This window comes from Vogesella margarita (assembly GCF_028548475.1).
Lineage (GTDB): Bacteria > Pseudomonadota > Gammaproteobacteria > Burkholderiales > Chromobacteriaceae > Vogesella > Vogesella margarita.
Window position 1 is genome coordinate 36492 of the sequence record NZ_JAQQLE010000006.1, and the last position, 24477, is coordinate 60968.

At 67.2% G+C, this 24477-nt stretch carries 24 protein-coding genes; 11 read left to right on the plus strand and 13 right to left on the minus strand.

Going from position 1 to position 24477, the window contains the following annotated elements:
* Window positions 1-26: 26 nt before the first annotated feature.
* From PQU96_RS08020 to PQU96_RS08045, 6 genes are all read left to right on the plus strand, one after another.
* Entirely contained in the window at window positions 27-1037 is a 1011-nt protein-coding gene (locus tag PQU96_RS08020) for an isopenicillin N synthase family dioxygenase (protein ID WP_272771775.1), read from the plus strand.
* A gap of 214 nt (window positions 1038-1251) precedes the next feature.
* Complete coding sequence (locus PQU96_RS08025; RefSeq protein ID WP_272771776.1) at window positions 1252-1746, plus strand: rhodanese-like domain-containing protein; 495 nt, start codon at window positions 1252-1254, stop codon at window positions 1744-1746.
* A 25-nt stretch (window positions 1747-1771) separates the two neighbouring features.
* Window positions 1772-2731, plus strand: a complete 960-nt coding sequence (gene epsC, locus PQU96_RS08030) for a serine O-acetyltransferase EpsC (RefSeq protein WP_272771777.1) — start codon at window positions 1772-1774, stop codon at window positions 2729-2731.
* A gap of 42 nt (window positions 2732-2773) precedes the next feature.
* Window positions 2774-3706: a family 2A encapsulin nanocompartment shell protein gene (locus PQU96_RS08035; protein WP_272771778.1), complete on the plus strand. Its 933-nt coding sequence runs from the start codon at window positions 2774-2776 to the stop codon at window positions 3704-3706.
* Window positions 3681-5483 carry a family 2A encapsulin nanocompartment cargo protein cysteine desulfurase gene (locus PQU96_RS08040; RefSeq protein WP_272771779.1) on the plus strand — a complete coding sequence of 601 codons (1803 nt, stop codon included), beginning with the start codon at window positions 3681-3683 and terminating at the stop codon, window positions 5481-5483. Before PQU96_RS08035 ends, PQU96_RS08040 begins: the two co-directional genes overlap by 26 nt.
* 290 nt (window positions 5484-5773) lie before the next feature.
* Window positions 5774-6913 (plus strand): HD domain-containing phosphohydrolase, encoded by a 1140-nt coding sequence (locus PQU96_RS08045; protein ID WP_272771910.1) that lies wholly within the window; start codon window positions 5774-5776, stop codon window positions 6911-6913.
* 235 nt (window positions 6914-7148) lie between these two features.
* Here PQU96_RS08045 and PQU96_RS08050 read toward each other — a convergent pair whose 3' ends face one another.
* Window positions 7149-7985 carry an EAL domain-containing protein gene (locus PQU96_RS08050; RefSeq protein ID WP_272771780.1) on the minus strand — a complete coding sequence of 279 codons (837 nt, stop codon included), beginning with the start codon at window positions 7983-7985 and terminating at the stop codon, window positions 7149-7151.
* Between the two features lie 251 nt (window positions 7986-8236).
* Between PQU96_RS08050 and tauA the strand changes: the two genes are divergently transcribed.
* From tauA to tauD, 4 genes are read left to right on the plus strand one after another with little or no spacing between them, the layout of a single operon-like run.
* Window positions 8237-9220 carry a taurine ABC transporter substrate-binding protein gene (gene tauA, locus PQU96_RS08055; RefSeq protein ID WP_272771781.1) on the plus strand — a complete coding sequence of 328 codons (984 nt, stop codon included), beginning with the start codon at window positions 8237-8239 and terminating at the stop codon, window positions 9218-9220.
* 12 nt (window positions 9221-9232) lie between these two features.
* Window positions 9233-10015 (plus strand): taurine ABC transporter ATP-binding subunit, encoded by a 783-nt coding sequence (gene tauB / locus PQU96_RS08060; protein WP_373316277.1) that lies wholly within the window; start codon window positions 9233-9235, stop codon window positions 10013-10015.
* Entirely contained in the window at window positions 10015-10866 is an 852-nt protein-coding gene (gene tauC / locus PQU96_RS08065) for a taurine ABC transporter permease TauC (RefSeq protein WP_272771782.1), read from the plus strand. The genes tauB and tauC overlap by 1 nt, the downstream gene beginning before the upstream one ends.
* Before the next feature lie 13 nt (window positions 10867-10879).
* Window positions 10880-11713, plus strand: coding sequence for a taurine dioxygenase (tauD, locus tag PQU96_RS08070; protein WP_272771783.1), 834 nt, complete (start codon window positions 10880-10882; stop codon window positions 11711-11713).
* Between the two features lie 148 nt (window positions 11714-11861).
* Here the strand turns inward: tauD and PQU96_RS08075 are convergent, their stop codons facing one another.
* The 4 genes from PQU96_RS08075 to PQU96_RS08090 form a co-directional block, all read right to left on the minus strand.
* Window positions 11862-12542 (minus strand): Crp/Fnr family transcriptional regulator, encoded by a 681-nt coding sequence (locus PQU96_RS08075; RefSeq protein WP_255907053.1) that lies wholly within the window; start codon window positions 12540-12542, stop codon window positions 11862-11864.
* 215 nt (window positions 12543-12757) lie between these two features.
* Window positions 12758-14305 (minus strand): nitrite reductase, encoded by a 1548-nt coding sequence (locus PQU96_RS08080; RefSeq protein ID WP_272771784.1) that lies wholly within the window; start codon window positions 14303-14305, stop codon window positions 12758-12760.
* A complete protein-coding gene (nirJ, locus tag PQU96_RS08085) occupies window positions 14302-15513 on the minus strand; it encodes a heme d1 biosynthesis radical SAM protein NirJ (protein ID WP_272771785.1) in 1212 nt (403 codons plus the stop codon). Before nirJ ends, PQU96_RS08080 begins: the two co-directional genes overlap by 4 nt.
* A 98-nt stretch (window positions 15514-15611) precedes the next feature.
* Window positions 15612-15818 carry a hypothetical protein gene (locus tag PQU96_RS08090; RefSeq protein ID WP_120810074.1) on the minus strand — a complete coding sequence of 69 codons (207 nt, stop codon included), beginning with the start codon at window positions 15816-15818 and terminating at the stop codon, window positions 15612-15614.
* A gap of 179 nt (window positions 15819-15997) precedes the next feature.
* On the opposite strand from PQU96_RS08090, the gene PQU96_RS08095 reads away from it, so the two are divergent.
* A complete protein-coding gene (locus PQU96_RS08095) occupies window positions 15998-16870 on the plus strand; it encodes an EamA family transporter (RefSeq protein WP_272771787.1) in 873 nt (290 codons plus the stop codon).
* A gap of 85 nt (window positions 16871-16955) precedes the next feature.
* Here PQU96_RS08095 and PQU96_RS08100 read toward each other — a convergent pair whose 3' ends face one another.
* The 8 genes from PQU96_RS08100 to PQU96_RS15945 all read right to left on the minus strand — a co-directional run bounded on the left by PQU96_RS08100 (window position 16956) and on the right by PQU96_RS15945 (window position 24388).
* Window positions 16956-18356, minus strand: a complete 1401-nt coding sequence (locus PQU96_RS08100; protein ID WP_272771789.1) for a sensor domain-containing protein — start codon at window positions 18354-18356, stop codon at window positions 16956-16958.
* 145 nt (window positions 18357-18501) lie between these two features.
* Window positions 18502-19542, minus strand: coding sequence for a siroheme decarboxylase subunit beta (gene ahbB, locus PQU96_RS08105; protein ID WP_272771790.1), 1041 nt, complete (start codon window positions 19540-19542; stop codon window positions 18502-18504).
* A 13-nt stretch (window positions 19543-19555) separates the two neighbouring features.
* Window positions 19556-20530, minus strand: a complete 975-nt coding sequence (gene ahbB / locus PQU96_RS08110; protein ID WP_272771791.1) for a siroheme decarboxylase subunit beta — start codon at window positions 20528-20530, stop codon at window positions 19556-19558.
* Window positions 20530-21711: a cytochrome D1 domain-containing protein gene (locus PQU96_RS08115; protein ID WP_272771792.1), complete on the minus strand. Its 1182-nt coding sequence runs from the start codon at window positions 21709-21711 to the stop codon at window positions 20530-20532. Before PQU96_RS08115 ends, ahbB (PQU96_RS08110) begins: the two co-directional genes overlap by 1 nt.
* Entirely contained in the window at window positions 21708-22073 is a 366-nt protein-coding gene (locus PQU96_RS08120; RefSeq protein ID WP_272771793.1) for a c-type cytochrome, read from the minus strand. Before PQU96_RS08120 ends, PQU96_RS08115 begins: the two co-directional genes overlap by 4 nt.
* A 106-nt stretch (window positions 22074-22179) precedes the next feature.
* The gene (locus tag PQU96_RS08125; protein WP_272771795.1) at window positions 22180-22488 is read right to left on the minus strand and encodes a c-type cytochrome; all 309 of its coding nucleotides are present in this window, start codon (window positions 22486-22488) and stop codon (window positions 22180-22182) included.
* A 42-nt stretch (window positions 22489-22530) separates the two neighbouring features.
* Window positions 22531-24225, minus strand: a complete 1695-nt coding sequence (locus PQU96_RS08130) for a nitrite reductase (protein WP_272771797.1) — start codon at window positions 24223-24225, stop codon at window positions 22531-22533.
* A 64-nt stretch (window positions 24226-24289) separates the two neighbouring features.
* Entirely contained in the window at window positions 24290-24388 is a 99-nt protein-coding gene (locus PQU96_RS15945; protein WP_373316278.1) for a hypothetical protein, read from the minus strand.
* Window positions 24389-24477 lie beyond the last annotated feature (89 nt).

Sequence of the window (24477 nt, forward strand, 5' to 3'; positions counted from 1 at the left end):
ACAACCATGAATGTCAGGAGTTCCCCGTGAACAAAACTACCCTTCCGCAACTTGACCTGTCCGCCTTCCACGCCGGTGGCGCGCAACGCGCCGCCTTCCTGCACGAACTGAAAACCGCCGCGCGCGAGGTCGGTTTCTTCTACCTAAAGGGTCACGGCGTGCCCGACAGCCTGCAACAGCAGGTGCTGGACGTCTCGCGCCAGTTCTTCGCGCTGCCGGACGCCGCCAAGCAGCGCGTGGCGATGGTCAACTCGCCCCACTTTCGCGGCTATACCCGCGCCGGCGGCGAGCTGACGCTGGGACAGGCCGACTGGCGCGAACAGTTCGACGTGATGCGCGAGACCCCGCTGCGCCGGCTGCACTACGGCGACCAGCCGTGGCTGCGCCTGCACGGCCCCAACCAGTGGCCGGCCGAGCTGCCGCAGATGCGGGACATCGTGCTGCGCTGGCAGGACAGCCTGACCGAGGTCACCCTCACCCTGCTGCGCGCCTTTGCCATCGCGCTGGAGCAGGCGGAAGACGTATTCGACCACACCGTGGCCGACGGCCCGTTCCAGCACCTGAAGCTGATCCGCTACCCGGGGCGCGACCATACCGACAGCGAGCAAGGCGTCGGTGCGCACAAGGATTCCGGCTACCTGACGCTGGTGCTGCAGGGCGACCAGCCGGGGCTGGAAGTGCTGCTAGGCGACGAGTGGGTGCTGGCGACCCCGGTTGCAGGCACGTTCGTGGTGAATATCGGCGAGCTGCTGGAACTGGCCTCCAACGGCTACCTCAAGGCGACGCTGCATCGCGTGGTCACGCCGCCGGCCGGTATCGACCGCCTGTCCAGCGCTTTCTTCATGGCGGCGCAGCTGGATGCCAACGTGCCCTTGCTGACCCTGCCGGCACACCTGGCCGCCGAAGCCCGCGGCCCGGCCAGCGACCCGCACAACCCGCTGTTCTACCAGGTTGGCCGCAACGTGCTGAAGGGCCGCCTGCGCTCGCACGTGGACGTGGCCAATGCCCACTACGGCGAGCTGGAACCGGCCCTGTAACGGTGCGCAATCCGCCAGCCGGCGCCGCGCCCGCTCCCGCGCGCATCGTCCTCGCCCCGCCGCCGCCTTGCCGGCGGCGTTTTCCTATCCGGATTTCCTGCAAAGCATTGCACCCGGCCACCAGATATTCATATCGGATTTCCTTGATTAGTCCACGGCGGCGGCGACCGTATAGTGGTTCCACCCCGGCAACACGGCTCACCAGGAAATTGTCATGCCAGAAATCCAAACACCCCCCACCCCCGCCGCCGTCAGCGCGCCGGATGCCGCACCGCTGCTGACTACCGCCCGTGAGCGGGCGCAGGTCGCCGGCCTCGCCTACGCCGGCTGCCTGTACCCGCAGGAAGCGTGGTCGCTGGTCGAGGCCGGCATCGCGCAACTGGTCGACGTCCGCACCGCAGAAGAGCGCAAGTTCGTCGGCCACGTGCCCGGCTCGCTGCACGTGGCGTGGCAAACCGGCACCGCGCTGCTCAAGAACCCGCGCTTCCTGCGCGAGCTGGAAAGCAAGGCCGGCGGCAAGGATGCGGTGATCGTGCTGCTGTGCCGCAGCGGCAAACGCTCGGCCGCGGCGGCCGAGGAAGCAAGCCGCGCCGGCTTCAGCCGGGTGTTCAACGTGCTGGAAGGCTTCGAAGGCGATCTGGACGAGCAGCAGCGCCGTGGCGATGTCGGCGGCTGGCGCCATCACCGCCTGCCGTGGCAACAGGATTAATCCGACTTTTCCCGGAGTGGATCACATGAACGACCGAGCAAAAAACTGGCTTTCCTTCGGCCACCAGCAGCAGAACTGGGATATCGATCAGGTGGTGCGCGAGCTGCGCGGCGCACGCCAGGCCTGGCGCCAGGCCCACGGCCGCACCCGCGAGCTGGGCGGACGCGAGTTTCCGTCTCGCGAGGCACTGCGCGACATTGTGGAGGCGCTGTCCGGCGTGCTGTTCCCGATGCGCCTCGGGCCGCCGGACCTGAACGAAAGCAGCGAAGACTTTTATGTCGGCCACACGCTGGCCCAGGCGCTAGACGCGCTGGTGAAGCAGCTGCAGCTGGAGCTGAGCTACAGCGCCCGGCTGCAGGGACTGAGCGACACCAAGAGCGAACAGCACGCGGTGACCATCGCCCGCGGCCTGGCCGCCGAGCTGCCGCGCCTGCGCCGCATCCTCGATGCCGACGTGCACGCCGCCTACGTGGGCGACCCGGCCGCGCGCAGCGTGGACGAGGTGCTGCTGTGCTACCCCGGCATCACCGCCATCCTCTACCACCGCCTGGCGCACCACCTGTACCGCGCCGGCGCCACGCTGGTGGCCCGCATCATCGCCGAGATCGCGCACTCCGACACCGGCATCGACATCCACCCCGGCGCGCAGATCGGCAAGGGCTTTTTCATCGACCACGGCACCGGGGTGGTGATCGGCGAAACCGCCGTCATCGGCGAGCGGGTGCGGCTGTACCAGGCGGTGACGCTGGGCGCCAAGCGCTTTGCCAGCGACGCCGACGGCAAGCTGGAAAAAGGCCAGCCGCGCCACCCGATCGTCGAAGACGACGTGGTGATCTACGCCGGCGCCACCCTGCTGGGCCGCATCACCATCGGCCAGGGCGCCACCATCGGCGGCAACGTGTGGCTCACCCGCGACGTGCTGCCCGGCAGCCACATCACCCAGGCCAACAGCCAGAACCTTACCGGTGCGCCGCATCTGCGCTAGCCGCCACCTTTTACCTCAACCAACGCCACACAAGGAATCATCATGGCCGAACATCAGGATGCCCAACTGGCACTGGGCGACAACGCCGCCCGCCAGCTGGCGAACGCCACCAAGACCGTCCCGCAACTATCCACCATCAGCCCGCGCTGGCTGGTGCACCTGCTGCAGTGGACGCCGGTCGAGGCCGGCATCTTCCGCCTCAACCGCGTGAAAAACGCCGGCAATATGCGTGTCGCGTGCTCGCAGCGCGACGAAGCCGAGCTGCCGCAAACCTTCGTCGACTACGAAGAGCAGCCGCGCGAGCTGTTCCTCAATGCCGTCACCACAGTGCTGGACGTGCACACCCGCGTGTCCGACCTGTACTCCAGCCCGCACGACCAGATCAAGGAACAGCTGCGCCTGACCATCGAAACCATCAAGGAACGTCAGGAATCCGAGCTGATCAACAACCCGGAATACGGCCTCTTGGCCAATGTGGACGACACGCAGCGCATCAGCACGCTGACCGGTGCCCCCACCCCGGACGACTTTGACGAGCTGCTGACCAAGGTGTGGAAAGAGCCGGGCTTCTTCCTTGCCCACCCGCTGGCCATCGCCGCCTTCGGCCGCGAGTGCACCCGTCGCGGCGTGCCGCCGCCGACCGTCAGCCTGTTCGGCTCGCAGTTCATCACCTGGCGCGGCGTGCCGATCATCCCGTCGGACAAGCTGCCGATCGACGAAAACGGCAAGACCAAGATCCTGCTCTTGCGCGTCGGCGACAAGCGTCAGGGCGTGGTCGGCCTGTACCAGCCGGGCGTGGCCGGCGAACAGAGCCCGGGGCTGTCGGTGCGCTTCATGGGCATCAACCGCAACGCCATCGCGTCCTACCTGATTTCGCTGTATTGCTCGCTGGCGGTGCTGACCGAAGACGCACTGGCGGTGCTCGAAGACGTGGAGATTGGCAAGTACCATGACTATCCAGACACTTACAAGTAAGCCCGACGGCCTGCCGGATGCGGGCGAGCTGGCGCGGCTGGCCAACGCCTTCTTCAGCAGCCTGCCCGGCCAGACGCCACAGGACAGCGGCACGCTGACCCCGCCATCCGGCGCCGCGCAGCCGGCGATCCAGCCGCTGCCGGCCACCGCACCAATGCCGGCGGTAGGTAGCGGCCTGCGCGACCCGGCGGCCTATGCCGTGCCGGAAGGCTATGCGGCCAACGTGCCACAGTTGGCCGCAGTGCAGCCGTCGGCCCCGACGGCAGGCGGCGCACCGGCCTCGTCACCGTATTACTTCGTGAGCGAGGGCGGCCGCTACGGCGAGCTGGCCGGCAGCACGCCGACCGCGCCGCTGCCCGGCGTGGACGACCGCGTCACCGCGCAGTCCTTCGGCCTGCCCGGAGAGGACGTGCTGCGCGCACTGCTGGCCGGCGACAGCCGCCAGCAACCGGCCGCACCGGCACCCGCTGCCGCCCCCGCCAGCAGTCAGTTCTATTTCCTGAGACCGGTGACGCGGCTGGACAAGGCGCCGGACTTCGACCGCCACGTCGCCAGCCGCCAGCACGGTTTCGACGTCAACGCCATCCGCCGGGATTTCCCGATTCTGGCGGAGCGCGTCAACGGCAAGCCGCTGATCTGGCTGGACAACGCCGCCACCACGCACAAGCCGCAATCGGTGATCGACCGCATTTCGTACTTTTACCAGCACGAGAACTCCAACATCCACCGCGCCGCCCACGAGTTGGCCGCACGCGCGACCGACGCCTACGAGGCCGCCCGCAACAAGGTGGCGCGCTTCATCGGTGCCGGCAGCCCGGACGAGATCATCTTCGTGCGTGGTGCCACCGAGGCGATCAACCTGGTGGCCAACACCTGGGGCCAGCAGAACATCGGCGCCGGCGACGAGATCATCGTCTCCAACCTGGAGCACCACGCCAACATCGTGCCGTGGCAGCAACTGGCGGCCCGTGTCGGTGCGCGCATCCGCGTGATTCCGGTGGACGACAGCGGCCAGATCCTGCTCGACGAGTACCGCAAGCTGCTCAACAGCCGCACCCGGCTGGTGGCTATCACCCAGGTTTCCAACGCGCTGGGGACGGTGACGCCGGTGGCCGAGGTCATCGCGCTGGCGCACGCCGCCGGTGCGCGGGTGCTGGTGGACGGCGCGCAGTCGGTATCGCACCTGCGCGTCAACGTGCAGGCGCTGGACGCGGACTTCTTCGTGTTCTCCGGCCACAAGGTGTTTGCACCCACCGGCATCGGCGTGGTGTACGGCAAGGCGGCACTGCTGGACAGCATGCCGCCGTGGCAAGGCGGCGGCAACATGATTGCCGACGTCACCTTCGAGAAGACGCTGTACCAGCCGGCGCCCAACAAGTTCGAAGCCGGCACCGGCAATATTGCCGACGCCGTCGGCCTGGGCGCCGCCATCGACTACGTGGAACGCATCGGTCTGGACAACATCGCGCGCTACGAGCACGACCTCTTGGTCTACGCCACGCACGGCCTGCAAGGCGTGCCGGGGTTGCGGCTGGTCGGTACCGCGGCCAACAAGGCCAGCGTGCTGTCCTTCGTGCTGCCGGGCTACCGCACCGAAGAGGTTGGCCGCGCACTGAGCCAGGAAGGCATCGCGGTGCGCTCCGGCCACCACTGCGCGCAACCCATCCTGCGCCGTTTCGGGCTGGAGGCGACGGTGCGGCCATCGCTCGCGTTCTACAACACCTGCGAGGAGATCGACACGCTGGTGGCGGTGGTGCAGCGACTGGCCAAACGCTGAATGTGAACCGGTAGTCCCCAAGGTTGGCCGCAATGGCATTGCGGCCAACCTTTTTATTTAACGTCCGACACAGGAAATGAATCCTGCCAACAGCGACGAACCGGTGGCATCATCGCCAGCCACAGCGCGCTGCGGCCGATTCCGCCATCGAAATACATCAGCTGCTGCCGACGCGGACCACGCAGAAAAGCACGCACGGATGGATCAGGGATGGATTACAACCGGGATGCGTATTAAGGTATGGCCGAATACGCCCCTGTTGCGACCTTAATTCTGGAAAGCCTGTCTTGATGACCGCCAACCCGCAGTTACTGATGATGACGCTGAGTCTTCACGACGACACGCTGTCCCATCGCCTGAACGAACTACACAACCGCCTGCTGGAAACAGTGCCGGCGGTCGATCGTATTGCCTGTGCGCTGTACGACGAGAAGGACGACATCCTCAAGACCTTCATCAACAGCACGCGCTCGGGCGTGGCCCTCACCGCTTACGAGTACAAGCTGTCCGACAGCCTCACGCTGAGCAGCCTGGCGGCCAGCGGCGAGTTCCGTGTGCTCGACGACATCGCGCAGGCGCTGCAATCCGATACCGCACACAGCGCCTGGTTGCGCGAACAGGGCTACCGCTCGTCGTTCACGGTGCCGTTCTACGATGGCGGCAGCCTCGCCGGTTTCGTGTTCTTCGACTCGATACAGGCGGCGGCCTTCAGCCCGCAGGTGCAGCGCGACCTGGTGCTGTACACCAACCTGATCAGCATGGCGATTGCCAACGAGCTGTCCGCCGTTCGTTCCATCCTGGCAGCAACACGGGTGGCGCGCGAGCTGACCGAGGTGCGCGACTTCGAGACCGGCTCCCACCTGGAGCGCATGGCGCGCTACTCGCGCGTGATTGCCCGTGCCGTCGCGCCACGCTACGGCCACAACGACGAGTTCGTGGAGTGCGTATACCTGTTCTCGTCGCTGCACGATATCGGCAAGATCGGCATCCCCGACAAGGTACTGCTCAAGCCGGGCCGGCTCGATCCGGCCGAGCGCGCCATCATGGAAACCCATGTCGACAAGGGAGTGCAGATCATCGACCGCATCGTGGGCAGCGGTGCGCAGCAACGCCTGCCCGACTCCGTCATCCTGCGCAACATCGTGCACTGCCATCACGAATACCTCGACGGCTCCGGCTATCCGCGGCAGCTGCGGCAGGACGCCATCCCGCTGGAGGCGCGTATCGTGACGGTGGCCGACATCTTCGATGCGCTGACGGCGATCCGGCCGTACAAGCCGGTCTGGTCGCCGGCCAACGCGCTGGCCGAGCTGGATCGCATGGTTCTGGCCGGCAAACTGGATGCCGACTGCGTGCAGGCGCTGCACGATCATCTGGACCAGGTCATGGCGATCCACGAGCGCTACGCCGATACCGACGCCGTATCCTGAGCCGTGGCGCAGCGGTCGCCGCCACGGCCAGCGGGCAAAAAAACGGCCGGGCTGACAAGCCCGGCCAACAAAAGCCCAAGAGGAGAAAACGCAGAGACCACAGGTAAAGCCACCACAAAAAAACAGATCATCCCGGCTGCGTGTCGTCACGCGATGTGTCCACTATAGGCAGCCGGCTGGCGCCAGGGAACCAAGCAAAAGTGCATTGCTTATCCGGCACGCGCTGCATTGCATATCAGGCCGGCGCCAGCCGCTGCGACACCAGCTGCCCGGCGTAATAGCGCGCCTGCATCTGCTGCGCCATGGCCAGCATGTTGTCGCACACGATTTCCTCCACCCCCAGCGCAAAGCCCTGCTGCACCAGCTGCGGCATCAGCGCCAGCAGCTGGTCGCGCACCTGCGGATACATCACAGCGCGGCGCATGAAGCGCGGCGACAGGCAGACAAAATCCGGCTCCAGCCGCCACAGCCGCGACAAGTCGTGCCCGCTGTCGCCAAAACCGCCCAGCCCCACCAGATGGCCTTGCTCGCGGTAGCGGCGCACCAGCGCCACCCCAAGCTCGACAGTGGGCTGGTTGATGAACAGCAGAAACATCACCTGCCGGCTGGCCAGCCCCAGCTGCGCCAGCAGTGCCGTGGTGAAGTCGATGATGCGGTCGCTGAAGGCGTGGCAGATGCGCGGGTCGAGATCGATGCGCAGCGGCAGCGCGACATCGTTGCGCCCCAGGTGATTGAGCAGGTGCAGTACGCGGATCAGCTTGAGCAGCGACACGGTCTTGCTTTCGCCGTAATTCAGCGCGAACAGCCAGTCGGCCGGCAGGTTCTGGCCGAAGCGGCCGTGTATGCGCAGCCGTGCCGCGTAGTGCGCCCGCTGCGGGGCCGTATCGCAGAAGCTGGCCACCGGGAAAAACTCGCTGGTCAGCCACCAGCCGTCAAAACAGGCAAACACCTCGCGCTCGTTCCAGTGCAATTGCGCGGGACAAGGCAAATCGGCCAGCAGTTGCCGGCAGGCGCTTAATTGCTGCGGGTTGAATCCCGCCGAAAAACCCTTCGACTGCTTGAAGCGCTTCATGGCCAATATTCATCAGTAATAGCAGGCTGCACTTTACCCGCCAATTCGCCCGCGCCTTATAGATAAAACCGATATCGCCATCGGCTTTATTCACAACATCTCCAGCCATTTAATAATTTATCGCCTTATTCAATTAAGCGATAAATACCGCAGCCGGAACTGAATATAGGGTGCGGCTTTTATTGTTTCCCCGTCCGCCGGTTTCTCTTTTTAATGGCTCCATTGCAAACGATACACCACTGGAGATTGCCATGACCCGCCCCGCCCTCGTTTCCCTGTTTGTGTCGCTGGCCTTTATGGCCGGCACCGCCCACGCCGATGACGGCGTCACCATCGCGTTCCAGACCGGCGTCGACCCGTCCAAGGTGGCGCAGGCCGACGGCGACTACGAAAAAGCCACCGGCAAGAAGATCAACTGGCGCAAGTTCGAGAGCGGCGCCGAGGTAATCGCCGCGGTGGCCTCCGGCGACGTGCCGATCGGCAATATCGGCTCCAGCCCGCTGGCCGCCGCCGCCAGCCGCGGCCTGCCGATCCAGACCTTTCTCGTCACCGGCGTGATCGGCGAATCCGAGGCGCTGGTGGTACGCAACGGCAGCGGCATCAGCAAGCCGGCCGACCTGATCGGCAAGAAGATCGCGGTGCCGTACGTATCCACCACCCACTACAGCCTGCTGGCGGCGCTCAAGCACTGGAAAGTGGACGCCGGCAAGGTCACCATCCTCAACCTGCGCCCCAGCGAAATCGCCGCCGCCTGGCAGCGTGGCGACATCGACGGCGCCTATGTGTGGGAGCCGGCACTGGGCAAGGTGCGCGCCAGCGGCAAGGTGCTGACCAGCTCGGCCGAAGTCGGCAAATGGGGTGCGCCGACCTACGACCTGTGGATCGTGCGCCAGGACTTCGCCGCCAGGAATCCGGACTTCCTCAAGCAGTTCGTGAGCGTCACCGGCAAGGTGTTCGAACGCTACAACAAGGACCCGAAAGGCTTTGCCGGCAATGCGGCCAACGTGGCGAAGATCGCCCGCCTCACCGGCAGCAAGCCGGAGGAAGTCAGCGCGCTGCTGCCGGGCAACAGCTACCCGTCGCTGGCAGAGCAAAGCAAGCTGCTGCAACAGCCGCTGGTGAGGGCGGTCGGCGATACCGCCGCCTTCCTCAAGTCGCAAGGCAAGGTCGACAGCCTGCAGCCGAGCTACACGCCCTACGTCACCAACCAGTTCATCAACGCCGCGCTGCGCTAGACGGAGCCGACCATGAGCCTGCTACAAGTCGACAAGCTTGGCGTTACCTACCCCGGCCAGTTGCAGCCGGCACTGCACCAGGTGTCGCTGAGTCTCGCGCGTGACGAGCTGCTGGTGGCGCTGGGGCCGTCCGGTTGCGGCAAGAGCACGCTGCTGGGGGTGCTGGCCGGTTTCATCGCGCCCAGCCAGGGCCGGGTGCTGTTTGCCGGCCAGCCAGTGACGGCGCCGGGAGTGGAGCGCGCGGTGGTGTTCCAGCACGACGCGCTGCTGCCGTGGCTGAACGTGCACGACAACGTCGCCTTCGGCCTCAAGCTGCAGGGTGCGGACGCGCTAACGCGCGAGCGCATCGTCGCCGACACCCTGCGTCTGGTCGGGCTGGCCGATGTCGCCGGCAAGCGCACCTGGCAGCTGTCCGGCGGCATGCGCCAGCGGGTGGGCATCGCCCGCGCGCTGGCCAGCCGCTCGCAGGTGCTGCTGCTGGACGAGCCGTTCGGCGCGCTGGACGCGTTCACCCGCGAGCAGATGCAGCAGTTGCTGCTGCGCGTGTGGCAGCAGTCGCAGCGCGGCGTGTTCCTGATCACCCACGACATCGAGGAGGCGTTGTTCCTCGCCACCGAGCTGGTGCTGATGTCGCCGGGGCCGGGGCGCATCGTGCAGCGCTTGCGGCCAACCTTCAACCAGCGCTACCGCGCCGGCGAGGACGTGCGCGCGATCAAGTCCGATCCGGAATTCATCGCGCTGCGCGAATCGCTGCTGCACAGCCTGTTCCGGCAAGGTCACGAGGAGGCCGCCTGATGTCCACTTCCCCAACCACCCTGATCGCCGTGCCCGACAGCCTCGATACCGCTACTCCGGTCGCCCCGGCCGACCGCCGCTGGCAGCCGCAAGCGGCGCACTGGGCGGCGCTCAGCATCGCCAGCCTGCTGCTGTTGTGGTGGGCGCTCACCGCCAGCGGGCTGATTGCACCGCTGTTCCTGCCGCCGCCGCAAGCGGTGCTGGCCAAATTCGGCGAGCTGCTGAACGGCGGCTACATGGACGCCACCCTGCCGCAGCACCTGCTGGCCAGCCTGCAGCGCATGCTGCTGGCGCTGCTGGCGGCGGTCGTCGTCGGCATCCCGCTGGGCATCGTCATCGGCGTGTTCCCGCTGGCGCGACACCTGCTCGATCCGGTAATCGAGTTCTACCGTCCGCTGCCGCCGCTGGCCTATCTGCCGCTGATCGTGATCTGGTTCGGCATCGGCGAGGCGTCCAAGGTGCTGCTGATCTTCCTCGCCATCCTGGCGCCGGTGCTGATCGCCACCGCCCACGGCGTCGCCAGCGTCAGCCAGCTGCGGCAACAGGCGGCGCTGTCGCTGGGCGCCAGCCGCTGGCAGCTGTTGCGCCACGTGATCCTGCCCGGCGCGCTGCCGGAGATCATCACCGGCGTGCGCATCGGCCTCGGCGCCGGCTGGTCGACCCTGGTGGCGGCGGAGCTGATCGCCGCCACCCGCGGGCTGGGCTTCATGATCCAGTCCGCCGCACAGTTCCTGGTCACCGACGTGGTGGTGCTCGGCATCATCGTCATCGCGCTGGTCGCCTTCGCGCTGGAGCTGGGCCTGCGCCGGCTGCAGCAGCGCCTTACCCCGTGGCACGGCCAACACCATTGAAAGGATTACCGTCATGAGTCTGCATTTCACCCGCCTCAGCCCGGCACTGGGCGCCATCGTCACCGGCATCGACCTCGCGCAGCCGCTGGACAGCGCACGGCAACAGGCGCTCAGCGCCGCGCTGCTGCAACACCAGGTGCTGTTCTTCCGCAATCAGGACCTCAGCCCACAGCAGCAGCGCGACTTTGCCGCCTGGTTCGGCGACCTGCACATCCACCCGCTGTACCCGAAGATCGCGGACACGCCGCAGATCATGGTGCTGGACACCGCGCTGAACGACCTGCGCGACAACGCCATCTGGCACACCGACGTCACCTTCATCGACACCCCGCCCTTGGGCTCGGTGCTGGTGGCGCGGCAGCTGCCGGAGTACGGCGGCGACACGCTGTGGGCCAGCGGCACCGCCGCCTACGCCGCGCTGTCGCCGCGCCTGCAGCAGCTGCTGGACGGGCTGACCGCAACGCACGACTTCACCAAGTCTTTCCCGCTGGAGCGCTTCGGCCACACGCCGGAGGCGCTGGCGCGCTACGAGGAAACCCGTCGCAGCACGCCGCCGGTCAGCCATCCAGTGATCCGCACCCACCCGGTCAGCGGCGACAAGGCGCTATTCGTCAGCGACGGTTTCACCACCCGCATCAACGAGCTGCCTCCGGAGGAGAGCGACGCGCTGCTGGCGTTTTTGTTTGCCCACTTTGCCAAGCCGGAATTCAGCGTGCGCTGGCGCTGGCAGCCGGGTGACATCGCGTTCTGGGACAACCGCGTCACCCAGCACTACGCGGTGGACGACTACCGCCCGGCGCACCGCATCATGCACCGCGCCACCATTCTGGGCGACAAGCCGTTCTGAACGGCCGCGCAGCACAGCCCGGCCTGCGGGCGCGGCCTGTGTTGCATGGCAGCCGCCAACAAAGGTTGGCCGCAATGCAAACACCGCCCCGGCCGCTACGGCGGGGGCGGTGTGTCCAGCGCAAATTCGGTACGGCGGCGCAGCCGGCTCAGGCAAAGCCGAAGTCGCGCAGCGACTCCAGATCCTTCAGCACAATATCGCGGCCGCGCACCTCGATCAGGCCCTCGTCCGCCAGCTGGTGCAGCACGCGGGAGAAGGTTTCCGGCGTCAGGTTCAGCCGTGACGCGATCAGGTTCTTGTTGACCGGCAGGTGCACCACCGAGCCGCTGCTGGCGTCGTCTTCCACCTGCAGCAGGTAGCCGACCACGCGTTGCACCGCGCTCTCCACCGAGTAGCGTTCCACGTCGCGCACCAGGCTGTGCAGGCGCAGCGACAGCCCGGCCAGCATGCGCTGGGCGAAGGCCGGATCCTGCGCGATGGCGCCGAAGATCACCTCGGCGCTGACGTGCAGCAGCAGGCCGTCCTCGACGAACTGCGCCATCACCGGGCAAGGCCGGCGCAGGAACATCACCGCCTCGGCAAAACTCTGGCTCGGGTGCAGGATTTCCATCACCTTCTCGGTGCCGTTCTGCGCGGTCAGCGCCAGCTTGACCTTGCCGTACACCACCAGATACATGCCGTCGCAGGGGTCGCCCTTCTGGAAGATCACCTGCCCCTTCTGGCCGCGCACCTCGCGGGTGCCGGGCACCAGCGCCTCGCGCTGCGCCTCGGACAGCTGCTGGAACAGTGGCTGATGCTGCAAAAAGGTCCGAATATCAATCTGGTTCATTGCTGTTTTCCTGCGGATGTCGCACCCGCGCGTAGGGGGATGCTGCAAGGCTACGCGCGGCCCACGCGTGCCACCATGCGCCAAAAGGCGGTGGCACCCTAGCCGAAAGAGCTAGTCGTGCCCCGCCGCCTGCGGCCAACCCTGGCCGGCAGGGTCAGTTCCTGGTGGTCCGTTCCCGGTGGCCGGCGTGGTCGCCGAATCAGGCCTGGCCAGCGCTAATGACTGGTGCCTTCCGAACGCGTCACCTTGTTGTACACGTTGTACTTGCCGATCGGCTTCATCATCGGCAGCGCGGCCACCTCCTTGAACGTCGCCGCATCCACCACCACCAGCTCGCCCGGCGTTTCCATGATGCTGACCAGCGCGTAGCGGCCGTCGCGGGTGAATTCGACGTGGGCGTTGGTCTTGCCCGGGCGCAGCGTCAGCTGGCGCACCACCTGCAACGTGCGCTTGTCGATGATGGACAGCGTATCGCGGCGCATCGACATCATCGCGTCCACCCAGGCGTAGGGCGTGTTTTCGTGGCTGCGCAGGAAAAAGCCCGGCCCCGGCGTGGCGATGTTGGCCGCCACCTGCCAGCGGTCCATGTCGATCACCGTCACGCGGCCGCCCTTCAGGTTCGGCGTCGCCATGTAGTGATGGCCATCCTGCTCGAAGGTGATGCCGGAGCCCAGGTGCGGCATGCCGTCCAGCGGCAGTGTCGCCACCTTGCTACGCGCGTCGAGGTTGATCACCTGCGCCTGGCCGTCGCGCGAGGCGGCCATCACGTGGCGATAGCCGCTATCGAAAAAGAAGTCGTCCAGCACCATGGACAGCGGCGTCACCCGCGGATTGAGGAAACCGGGCAGCGCCAGCCCCTCGCCCATCTGGTAGTCGTGCACCAGGCCGGGATAAATCTTGTCGGCCTGCGGGTTGTAGGAGATCTCCCACAGCTCGGCGGCGTCCTTCAGCGCCACCACGAAGCTCTGCCGCGGCGCGGCGTCGTACACCGCCGACACCCGCGACGCCCTGCCGGCGCGATCCCGCACCGCGATGGTCTTCACCGGCTTCAGGCCGTTGGCGTCGAGCAGCACCAGCGTCTCCGGCAGGGTGTTGCCGGCCAGCACCCAGCGCCCGTCGCCGGACACCGCCACGTTGCGGGTGTTCAGCCCGACGCGGATCTCGGCCACCGTCTGCAGCGTGTACAGGTCGTACTGCGTCACCCAGCCGTCGCGGCTGGCAAAGTAGACAAAGCGGCCGTCGGGCGAGAACTTCGGCCCGCCGTGCAGCGCGAAGCGGCTCTTGAAGCGGGTGAGCGGCGTGAAACGGTCGCCGTCCAGTACCGTGACATGGTGATCGCCGGCCTCCACCACCACAAACAGGTTGCGCGGATCAACGTTGGCCGCAAAGCGCGGCCGCGGCGGCAGCTTGGCCGGATCGAGGTATTGAATGCGCGACGCGGCGGTGTCCGCCTCGCGCCAGCGCGGCGGTGTCGCCGGCGGGGTGGCCAGCCACCCCGCCAGCTCGCCGATTTCAGCATCGGACAGGCGGCCGGCAAAACCGGCCATCTGCGTGGCGGCGCGGCCGTCGCGGATCACCGCTAGCACCTCGGCCGGCTTGATGCGCTCCAGGCTCTGCGGCAGCAGCGCCGGCGCCATCGCGCCCATGCGCTGGGCTCCGTGGCAGCTGAGGCAGTGCTGCTGGTAGAGATCGGTAGGGTTGGCGGCGGTGGCCGCCAGCGGCAGGCTGGCGATGGCGGCCAGTAACAGGCTGGCGAGTTTCATCGGCTGCCCTCCGCCACCGGCGTGATGCGCTGCCACGGCGTCAGCTGCGGCAGCGGATAGGCGCCGTCCGCCACGCCGATCTCGGCGTCGCTGAGGTAACAGGCCGGATCGGAGGCCCAGAAGTCGTCGCTCAGCTCCCACGCCCGCACCCGGGTATTGCCGTTGCAGATCGCCAGATGGGCGCAGGCGGCGCAGCGGCCGTGCACCGGCCGCGGCCGCTGCTTGAGGCCGGCCATCAGCGGATGCGACACGTCCGGCCAGATCGCGGAAAACGGCCGCTCGCGCACATTGCCCAGCGTCACCTTCCACCACATGGTGTCCGGGTGCACGTTGCCGAGGTTGTCGATATTGGCGACGTTGACGCCGCTGGCGTTGCCGCCCCACTGCGTCAGGCGCTGGCGCAAGGCGTCCAGCTGCTCGGGATAGTGCCGCGCCGCCCACTGCAGCAGGTAGACGCCGTCGGCGTCGTTGTTGCCGGTGACGAATTCCTTCGCCGTGCCGGCACGCAGGTGGGCAAGACAGGACTCGATCAGCAGCTCCATCGCCCAGCGCGTGCGCGCGTGGCGGGCGTCGCTGTCGCGGTGCTTGTTGCCGCGTCCGGCGTAGTTGAGGTGCGAGAAGTAGAACTTGTCGATGCCTTCGTCGCTCACCAGCTGCAGCAGCGCCGGCAGGTCGTGGGCGTTGTCCTCGGTCATGGTGTAGCGCACGCCGACCTTCATGCCGGCGTCGCGCGCCAGGCGGATGCCGTTCAGCGCCAGCGCGAAGCCGCCGTCGAGACGGCGGAACTTGTCGTGGGTGGCGCCGATGCCGTCGAGGCTGACGCCGACATAGTCGAAACCGACCTCGGCGATGCGGCCAACGTTGGCCGCATTGATCAGCGTGCCGTTGCTGGACAGGCCGACGTAGAAGCCCATTTCCTTGGCGCGGCGGCCGATGTCGTAGATGTCCGGGCGCAGCAGCGGCTCGCCGCCGGACAGGATCAGCACCGGCACGCCGAAGGCCTTCAGGTCGTCCATCACCGTGAACACCTCGGCGGTGCTCAGTTCACCGGCGAAGTCCTTGTCGGCGGAGATGGAGTAGCAGTGCTGGCAGGTCAGGTTGCAGCGGCGGATCAGGTTCCAGATCAGCACCGGGCCGCCAGGCTGGCGCGGCGGTGCGACGGGAGCGGGTTGCAGCAGGCTTTGCAGGTAGTGGGTGAGACGCAGCATGACAGCCTCCGGCAATGACGATGGCGTCATCGTCGGACTTGTCCCGCCCGCGCTCCTTGACCGCAGTCAAGGCTTGCCGGTCCGGCCGGCCATACCGCTCAGTGCCAGTGTAGCGGGTGCTCGTTCAGCCACTGTTTCAGGTAGTGGCCGCCGCGCGCGATGCCGATCACGATGCCGGCGCCGGCCAGCGCCGCCAGCAGCAACAGCGGCAACCACGGCTGCGACATGAACAGCACCAGCACGAAGATGGCGGTGAATAAATAGGCGCCGTTATACCAGCCGCGCTGCTTGCGTAAGGATGTCATGATGCGTCCCTCCGCGACCTGCCCCTGCCGCATGGCGGCGGACAGGCCGATACCGTTTCGCGCCCTGCGGCGCTTACTTCATTGTAGTGCCTGCCGCGCCATACGCTGGCGCCCGCCGTTCCCAAGCGGCGCGCCATCGCCTATCATCGCCACCCGTCCCGACATTGCAAAGCCACACCATGCGTCACCTGATCATCGTTACCGTCCTGTGGGCGTTTTCCTTCAGCCTGATCGGCGAATACCTGGCCGGCAAGGTCGACAGCGACTTCGCCGTGCTGCTGCGCGTGCTGATCGCCGCCGCGGTGTTCCTGCCGTTGACCGTCTGGCGCGGACTGCCGGCGCGGCTGGTGGCCGGTTTCTGGCTGGCCGGCGCGCTGCAGTTCGGCGTCACCTACCTGTGCCTGTACCGCAGCTTCAGCGTGCTGACCGTGCCGGAGGTGCTGCTGTTCACGGTGCTGACGCCGATCTACGTCACCCTGCTCGACGACGCGCTGGCGCGCCGTTTCAACCGCTGGGCGCTGCTGGCGGCCGCGGTGGCGGTCGGCGGCGGCGTCATCATCCGTTTCCAGCCGCTGGAGGGCGAATACCTGACCGGCTTCCTGCTGCTGCAGCTGGCCAACGCCACCTTTGCCGCCGGCCAGGTACTGTGCCGCCGCCTGTTGCAGCAGCATCCGGTATCGCAGCCGCTGCACCGCTTCTTTGGCCACTTCTTCCTCGGCGCACTGCTGCTGGCGCTGCCGTCCTACCTGATCTTCGGCAACCCGGCGCGCCTGCCGCACACCGCGATGCAGTGGGGCGTACTGGTCTACATGGGGCTGTTCGCCACCGCGCTGGGCATGTACTGGTGGGTGAAGGGCAGCACCCGCGTCAGCGCCGGCACGCTGGCGATCATGAACGAGCTGCACGTGCCGGCCGGCCTGCTGGTCAACGTGCTGATCTGGAACCGCGACGCCGACCTGCCGCGCCTGGCACTGGGCGGCGCGGTGATCCTGGCCTCGCTGTGGATCAACCGCCTGGGGCGGTCGCGCCTGCCGGCCCCGGCCGCAGCCTGAGCGGGCCGCACGAAAACGTTGGCCGCAAGCAGCGGGTGCTTGCGGCCAACGTTTGTCTGGCAGAGAGAGTGCGGAGTCGGGGCGCTTACGCCGGCTGCGGCGCACAGCCGCCGTCGCCGGACAGCGGGTGTTCCTGCGGCGGCAGGCAGGACTCACCGCCCTTCTTGGCCCGGTACATCGCGTCGTCGGCGTGACGCAGCAGTGCCTGTGCGCTGTCGCCGTGCTCCGGGTACAGCGCGATGCCGATGCTGGGCAGGATGCGCAGGCTGTGGCCGTCTATGGTCAGCGGCTGGTCCAGCGCCCCGCGCAGCTTGTCGGCGGCCGGCTGAGCGTGCTCCGGATGCTGCAGGCTTTCCAGCAGCACCACGAATTCGTCGCCGCCGATGCGCGCCACGGTGTCGGCCTCGCGCACGCACAGCTTCAGCCGCCTGGCGACCGCGCGCAGCAGCTGGTCGCCCACCGCGTGGCCGTGGGTGTCGTTGACCTGCTTGAACTTGTCGAGATCGAGATACAGCAGCGCCAGCTGCCCCTGCTCGCGCCGCGCCCGCGCCAGTGCGGTGTGCAGGCGGTCGAACAGCAGGCCGCGGTTGGGCAGCCCGGTCAGCTCATCATACTGCGCCATGTACTGCAACCGCGCGTACAGCTGGTGACGCTCGATGGCGGTGGCGATCTGGTTGGAGACGAACTGCAGCAGCTCCTTGTCCTTTTCGCCGTAGCGCACGCCGCCGGAGTAGCTTTTCAGCACCAGCGCACCGATGGTGCCCTTGGAGGAATTGAGCGGCACCCCCAGCCAGCAGCACAGTGACTTGCGGCCAACGATCTGGCGCAGGTGCGCCGGGAAGCCGTCCAGCGTCTCCGGGGTCAGCAACAGCGGCTGGCTGCTGCGGATTACCTCGGCGCAGAGCGTACCGGCGGCCGGCTTGCGCAGCACCGGCGACGGCTCCTGCACATCGACGTGGTAGGGAAAGCTCAGCTGGTCGCGCTCCGCGTCGTACAGCGCCACCGAGAAATTGTCTGCCGGCAGCAGCTCGCCGATGATGCGGTGGATGTGCCGGAACAGCGCCAGCATGTCCTCCGCCGCGTGCGCCGCCTCGGAAATGGCGTACAGCGCCGTCTGCAGCGCCGCGGCCTGTTTCAGCTCGGTCACGTCGCGTGCCACCGCCACGCGCACCTGTTCCTGCTCCGACCAGCGTGCCGACCACATGATGTGCACCACCTGCCCGTCCTTGCGCACGTAGCGGTTCTCGAAGTGGGGCTTGGGCTGGCCGGTCATGACCTGGCTGGCCACCTGCAGCGTGCGCGGCCGGTCTTCCGGCAACACCAGGTCGATCATCGGCTTGCCGATCATCTCCTCCGGCGCGTAGCCGAAAATGCGTTCGCAGGCGGCGCTGACGAACACGAAGCGGCCCTCGGCGTCGACCACGCAGATGGCGTCGAGCATCAGGTCGATGAAATTGCCCAGTGGTGCACAGGTCTTGGTTTCCATATCGGCAAGCATACCGGCAATTGATAGTGGCGGGCAGTACCTGCAGACCGTTCATGCATCTGTACTGCCGCTGGCTGAAGTGTTGGCGATAGCCGTGACAATTGCCAGTGCCGCCGCTAAAAAACGGCCCCGGTGCGACACCAGCTCAGATGCGCAGCCCGCTCTTTTTCAGTATGCGGGTGGAGAACAGCACCTCGTGGCCGCGGCAGGCGGCGCCCAGCAGCTGGCGGATGGCGGCCACCTGCTGCATCACCTCGACACGGCTGCTGCCGTGACACATCGCGAACAGGCTGTACGGCCACTGTGGCAGCCGGCGCAGACGTCGGTAGCAGTGGCTGACAAACGGCAGGCCGCCGACCCGTTCGCCCAGCGCGTCGATCTGCGCATCGTCGACATCGAACACCGCCATGCCATTGGCCGCGTAGCCGATGGCGTAGTGGTTGGGCACCGCGCCGATGCGGCGGATGACGCCGTTTTGCAACATGCGCCCCAGCCGCCGGCAGACCTCGTTTTCCCCCATCGCCAGCGCGTCGCCCAGTTCCCGGTACGGCTGCGCCAGCAGCGGCAGCCCGCCCTGGGTGGCGCGGATCAGCTGCCGGTCGCCCTCGTCCAGCTCCACCTCGTGATTGCCCTCGCTGCTGTCCGGCAGCGTGCCGACCGGCGCCTGGCCGCCGACAGTAAAACGCATGCCGACGTAGTACTCGCGCAGCTTGGGAAAGTCGTACACGCGCAGGCCGGTGGCGGTCTCGATGTCGATGATGGCGTCGGCGATGCCGCCGATGGTGGCGGTGGCCAGCACGAACCACATGTTGAAATGGTGCTCGCGGCGGTAGTTGTGCGCCACCGCCGGCAAGGCGTTCACCTGCGCCGCCACCGCGTCGAAGCGCGCTTCCGGCACCGCCAGCGTCGCCAGCACGAAGGCGCCGCCCATGCGCTCGATCTGGTACATCGGGCCGAAACGGGTCAGCACCCGGCCGGCCAGCAGCCGTTGCAGCCGCTTCAGCAGCACCGCCTCGGCAAGGCCGATGCTGTCGGCGACGGCGGCGTACGGGCGCGACAGCAGCGGGAAGCCGCCCTGCAGCGTGTCGATGATCAGGCTGTCCAGCGCATCCAGCGTCGCATCCGGCACGTCGGCCGCGTGCGGGGTGTCGGCGGCGGGCATGGTATGGGGTAATGGCGCATTCATGGCAGGACTCCGGTCAGTAACGGGCGCCGCGCTGGGTGTAGCGGCGGGTGGAAATCAGTACCGCCTGCGGCAGCGCGGCGAGGCCATGGCTTGCGGCCAACCTTTGTGCCTCGGCGCGGGCGCTGGCGGCATCGCGGGCGTGGATCATGCAGAACAGGTTGTACGGCCAGGGTGCGCCCTGCGGCGGCCGTGCGTAGCACAGCGTCACCACCGGATCGGTGGCCAGCGCCGCGCCGATGGCGTCACGCGCCGCCGGCGGCACCTGCCACACGCACATCGCGTTGGCGCGAAAGCCCAGCTCGTGGTGACGCAGCACCATGCCGAAGCGGCGGATCACGCCGCTGGCGACCCAGCCTTGCAACCGTTGCAGCACCTCGTCCTCGGGAAGGCCGCAGGCGTCGGCCAGCGGCGCGAACGGGCGCGGCTGCAGCGCGATGCCCCCGTTCAGCGCCGCGATCAGGCGGCGGTCGGCGTCGTCCAGCCGCGGTGCGGGCGGGCTCTGGGTTGGCCGCCGTGCCGGGCCGTTCTCGCCCAGCGCAAAGCCGAGGTCGATGTGGTATTCGCGCTCCAGCGGCAGGTCCAGCGGCGCAAGGCCGGTGTCGGCGGCGATGTGCGCGAGCGCCGCGTCAATGCCGGCGCGATCCGGCGCGGTGAGCACGAACCACAGGTTGTAGTGGTGCTCGCGCGCATAGTTGTGGTTGACCTCGCGCAGGCGGCTGACCCGCGCCGCCACCTCGTCCAGCTGTGCCGGCGGCACCGCCAGCGCCGCCAGCGTGCTGACGCCGACGGTGTTGGGCGCGAACACCGCGCCCACGCGGCCGAGCAGGCCGTCGTCGCGCGCCTGCGCCAGCGCCGCGAGCAAGGCCATCTCGCTGATGCCCGCCTGTGCCGCCAGCGTGCGAAACGGCTGCGGCTGCAGCGGGAAATCGCGCTGGTAGCGGTCCAGCAGCGCCAGCAGCGGCGCGTCAGGCTCTCGCGGCGCGCCCATCACATGCCCATCCGGCCGGCGCGCCAGCTGAAGAAGATGCCCGAAGGGTTGGCCGCAGGCAGCTCGCGCCGCGTCTGGAAGGTGGCGGTGTCGATCACCACCAGCTTGTCGTCGTCGCGGCTGGACAGCCACACCGCGTCGCCGCGGGCGGTGAATTCCATGTGCAGGATCGCCCTGCCCGGTTTCAGCGTCTTGATCACCTGCATCGTCGGCACGTCGATCACCTGTACCGTGTCGTTGTGCGGAAAGGCGAAGTTCACCCACACGCGGCGGCCGGACGGCTCGGCCATCACGAACACCGGCTGGCCGTATACCGGCACCCGTGCCGCCTCGCGCCAGCTGCGGTTGTCGGCCACCAGTACCTCGTGGTGGCCGATGGCCGGCAGGAAGGCGTAGTCTCCGGCAAGGCTCCAGCCGCGCAGGTGCGGCATCTTGTACACCGGCTGCTTGTCCTGGCCCTGGCCGTAACCGCCCAGGATGCGGCGCACGCCGGCCTGCGGCTGCCAGGTATCCAGCAGCGCGAGGCCGTCCTCGCCGTACAGGCCGGCGATGTAGTAGCGGCCGTCGCTGCTGGCGAGGCCGTCGTAGGGATTGCGGCCAACGTTGCGGTATTTGGTGACTTGCGGCGCGCGCGGCGTGGCGGCATCCAGCACCCAGATTTCGCCGGCCTCGAACAGACTGAAGGCGAAGCGGTTGCCCGGCAGGTCGGCAAGACCCACCACCTTGGACGGCTGACCGTTGTCGTCCACGGCAGGGATGTCGGCCAGCAGCGCCAGCGTGTCGGCGTCGAACAGCTTGACCCCGCCCGGGCTGTAGTTCTGCGCCGCCACGATGCGGCCATCGCTGGAAATCGCCCCGCCTATGCTGTTGCCAGCCTGCAGCACCCGCGCCACCAGCTTGCCGGCGAGGATGTCGACCTTGCTGATGCCACCGTCGCGGCCGAACACGTACACGTAGCGCGCGTCGCGGCTGTACACCAGCGAGGCGTGCGACAGGTCGCCCAGCCCGGCCACGCGCGACAGCATGGTGTTGCTGCTGTTGCTGACCACCTGCACGCTGCCGGCGGCGCGTTCGATCACCACCCCCAGATCGCCGCTGCCGCGCAGCGCCGGCGTGCCGCAACCGGCCAGCAGCAGGGCCGTGCCGGCCGCCATTGCGGCCAACCTTGTCATCGCCTTCATGGTGCGTCTCCCTGTTGCAACTGGTGTATCAGCCACTGTGCCTCGGCCTCGCTGATGAACGGCCGCCACGGCGGCATCGCGCTGCCGGGACGGCCATCGAGCAGCGTCGCCACCAGGCTGTCGGCCGGCTTGCCGGCCAGCGCGGCGGCGGTCAACGGGCTGCCGAGGCCGCCGTTCAATGTCAGCCCGTGGCAGGCACCGCAGTCCTCGCGCAGCAGGTGGCGCAGCGCGGCGGCCCGCTGCGGTGCGGGCGAAACGATGGCGTTGTCGGCATGGACGGCTTCGGAGATGAACAAGGCGGCGCAACAGGCCAGCAGCAGGCACTTGGCGCTCAGCGTACGGCAACAGGCAGGCAGTTTCATGGCGGGGTCCCGGTCAGGCTTTCACGGCAGCAGGCGGTGCCTGCTGCGATCAAAGTCCGCGCCGCGGCCGGCCCAAGGCGGGCCGGCGCACGATAGGAAGCGGGGCTTACTGTGCCAGCACCCACTTCACCAGCAGTTTCAGGTCGGCATCCGGCACCTGCGGGTTGGGCGACATCGGGATCGGGCCGAAGCTGCCGGCGCCGCCCTTCTTCACCTTCTCTTCCAGCTTGGCCTGGATGTTCTGGCCCTTGTACTTGCCGGCGATGTCCTTGAACGCCGGGCCGACCACCTTCTTGTCCACGCCGTGACAGGCGAAGCAGTTGTACTTCTTCGCCAGCTCCGGCGAGGCGTGGGCGGCGGATGCCAGCAGCAGGCCGCTGCTGAGCAGCAGTGCGGTAAGCAGGGATGTTTTCATGATGATCTCCGTGGCGGGCCGGATCGCGGCCCGCGCTGAGGGTTAGTAAACGTCGTGCTGGGTGTTGTAGACGTTGAACTTGCCGGTCGGGGTGATCAGGCGTTTGTCCTTGATCACGGCCTTGCAGCTGCGGGTCTTGTCGTCCACCACCACGATGGCGGATTCCTTGTTCTTGGCGCTCCACACCGAGAACCACACCTCGTCGCCGGCCTTGTTGTACTCCGGCTGCACCACGCGCTTGGCGCCGTCGTCAGCCAGCTTGGCGCAGGCGGCCACGTCCACCACCTGCGGCCCCTTGGCCAGGTTGTTGATGTCGTACACCGCCACGCTCTGGCTGACCTTGGCATCCGGGTTCAGCGGGGTGTCCACCCACAGGTTCTTCGATTTCGGATGGGTCTTGATGAACAGCGAACCACCGCCCTGGCCCTTGAAGGTGGCGACCGCTTTCCACGCGTACTGTGGATGTTTCACCGGATCGGTGCCGATCAGCGTCACGTCCTCGCTGCCCAGGTGCGAGGTACTCCACACCGGACCGTATTTCGGATGCACGAAGTTGGCGCCGCGGCCCGGGTGCGGGATCTTGCCGACGTCGACCAGCGCCGCCAGCTTGTCTTCCTTGGTATCGACCACCGCGATCTTGTTGGAGGCGTTGGCTGCGACCAGGAAGTAGCGCCCGCTGCTGTCGAAGCCGCCGTCGTGCAGGAACTTGGCGGAGTCGATGGTGGTGGTTTTCAGGTTATTGAGGTCGGAGTAATCGACCATCATGATCTTGCCGGTTTCCTTGGCGTTGATCACGAATTCCGGCTTGTAGTGGCTGCCGACGATGGAGGCCACGCGCGGCTCCGGGTGGTACTCGTTGTCCACGGTCATGCCGCGGGTGGACACCACCTTGCGCGGCTTCAGTGTGTCGCCGTCCATGATCACGAACTGCGGTGGCCAGTAGGTGCCGGCGACGGCGATCTTGTCCTCGAAGCCCTTGAACTTGGAGGTCTCCACCGAGCGTGCTTCCAGCCCGACCTTGACCTCGGCCACGTTGTCCGGCTTCGGCAGCCACAGGTCGATCAGGTTGAGGCGGGCGTCGCGGCCGATCACGTACAGGTAGCGGCCGGACTTGGACAGGCGCGAGATGTGCACCGCGTAGCCGGTCTTGATGATGTTGATGATCTGCTTGGAGTCGCCGTCGATCAGCGCCACCTCGCCGCTGTCGCGCAGGGTGACGGAGAAGATGTTCTCCAGGTTGTAGTTGTTCATCTTTTTGGTCGGGCGTTTTTCCACCGGCAGGTAGATCTTGCGCGACTTCTCGATGTCGGCCAGCGAGAATTCCGGCGGGGTCGGCGGCTCCTGCTGGATGTAGCGCGCCATCAGGTCCACGTCCTGCTCGCTCATCTCGCCGGAGGTCTGCCAGTTAGGCATCCCGGCCGGGCTGCCGTAGGCGATGAACACCTTCAGGTAGTCGGTGCCCTTGCCCAGCGTGATGTCCGGCGTCAGCGGCTTGCCGGTGGCACCCTTGCGCAGCACGCCGTGACAGCCGGCGCAACGCTCGAAGTAGATCTGCTTGGCACGCTCGAACTCGACCTTGGTGATCGGCGGCGCCTTGGGATCACTGTTTTTGTGCATCTCCTGCTGACTCTGGGCCGGCGGGCTGCCGGCGGCATCCGCCAGTGCCAGCGATGCAGCGAACGGCAAGGTTGCCAGTACTACGCCCTGTGCAAGTGCACTTATCCTGAAGCTTTTCATGATGCTCTCCACCACGCTATGAGGGAATTCATGCGCGCATCATCCGCCGGTGGTGACATTGGCATCATTGATTCGTATCAACGGATCGGAATCCGTCCTGCGGTGCGGTGAACTTGTCGCCGGCCGGCTTGCCCGCGCCGGCCGCGATTGCCGCAGCGCACAAAAAATCGCGCCGCGAGCGCTGTCACGCCTTGTGGCCGCAGGCCGGCAGCGCCTATGATGTCGGGCTGGTCTATCTCTCGCTGCCCTCAC

Excerpts from the sequence above, each read along its gene's own strand:
- PQU96_RS08025 (WP_272771776.1), top strand. The coding sequence starts at position 1,252 with ATGCCAGAAATCCAAACACCCCCCACCCCCGCCGCCGTCAGCGCGCCG.
- epsC (WP_272771777.1), top strand. The coding sequence starts at position 1,772 with ATGAACGACCGAGCAAAAAACTGGCTTTCCTTCGGCCACCAGCAGCAG.
- PQU96_RS08035 (WP_272771778.1), top strand. The coding sequence starts at position 2,774 with ATGGCCGAACATCAGGATGCCCAACTGGCACTGGGCGACAACGCCGCC.
- PQU96_RS08040 (WP_272771779.1), top strand. The coding sequence starts at position 3,681 with ATGACTATCCAGACACTTACAAGTAAGCCCGACGGCCTGCCGGATGCG.
- PQU96_RS08045 (WP_272771910.1), top strand. The coding sequence starts at position 5,774 with ATGACCGCCAACCCGCAGTTACTGATGATGACGCTGAGTCTTCACGAC.
- PQU96_RS08050 (WP_272771780.1), bottom strand. The coding sequence starts at position 7,985 with ATGAAGCGCTTCAAGCAGTCGAAGGGTTTTTCGGCGGGATTCAACCCG.
- tauA (WP_272771781.1), top strand. The coding sequence starts at position 8,237 with ATGACCCGCCCCGCCCTCGTTTCCCTGTTTGTGTCGCTGGCCTTTATG.
- tauB (WP_373316277.1), top strand. The coding sequence starts at position 9,233 with ATGAGCCTGCTACAAGTCGACAAGCTTGGCGTTACCTACCCCGGCCAG.
- tauC (WP_272771782.1), top strand. The coding sequence starts at position 10,015 with ATGTCCACTTCCCCAACCACCCTGATCGCCGTGCCCGACAGCCTCGAT.
- tauD (WP_272771783.1), top strand. The coding sequence starts at position 10,880 with ATGAGTCTGCATTTCACCCGCCTCAGCCCGGCACTGGGCGCCATCGTC.
- PQU96_RS08075 (WP_255907053.1), bottom strand. The coding sequence starts at position 12,542 with ATGAACCAGATTGATATTCGGACCTTTTTGCAGCATCAGCCACTGTTC.
- PQU96_RS08080 (WP_272771784.1), bottom strand. The coding sequence starts at position 14,305 with ATGAAACTCGCCAGCCTGTTACTGGCCGCCATCGCCAGCCTGCCGCTG.
- nirJ (WP_272771785.1), bottom strand. The coding sequence starts at position 15,513 with ATGCTGCGTCTCACCCACTACCTGCAAAGCCTGCTGCAACCCGCTCCC.
- PQU96_RS08090 (WP_120810074.1), bottom strand. The coding sequence starts at position 15,818 with ATGACATCCTTACGCAAGCAGCGCGGCTGGTATAACGGCGCCTATTTA.
- PQU96_RS08095 (WP_272771787.1), top strand. The coding sequence starts at position 15,998 with ATGCGTCACCTGATCATCGTTACCGTCCTGTGGGCGTTTTCCTTCAGC.
- PQU96_RS08100 (WP_272771789.1), bottom strand. The coding sequence starts at position 18,356 with ATGGAAACCAAGACCTGTGCACCACTGGGCAATTTCATCGACCTGATG.
- ahbB (WP_272771790.1), bottom strand. The coding sequence starts at position 19,542 with ATGAATGCGCCATTACCCCATACCATGCCCGCCGCCGACACCCCGCAC.
- ahbB (WP_272771791.1), bottom strand. The coding sequence starts at position 20,530 with ATGGGCGCGCCGCGAGAGCCTGACGCGCCGCTGCTGGCGCTGCTGGAC.
- PQU96_RS08115 (WP_272771792.1), bottom strand. The coding sequence starts at position 21,711 with ATGAAGGCGATGACAAGGTTGGCCGCAATGGCGGCCGGCACGGCCCTG.
- PQU96_RS08120 (WP_272771793.1), bottom strand. The coding sequence starts at position 22,073 with ATGAAACTGCCTGCCTGTTGCCGTACGCTGAGCGCCAAGTGCCTGCTG.
- PQU96_RS08125 (WP_272771795.1), bottom strand. The coding sequence starts at position 22,488 with ATGAAAACATCCCTGCTTACCGCACTGCTGCTCAGCAGCGGCCTGCTG.
- PQU96_RS08130 (WP_272771797.1), bottom strand. The coding sequence starts at position 24,225 with ATGAAAAGCTTCAGGATAAGTGCACTTGCACAGGGCGTAGTACTGGCA.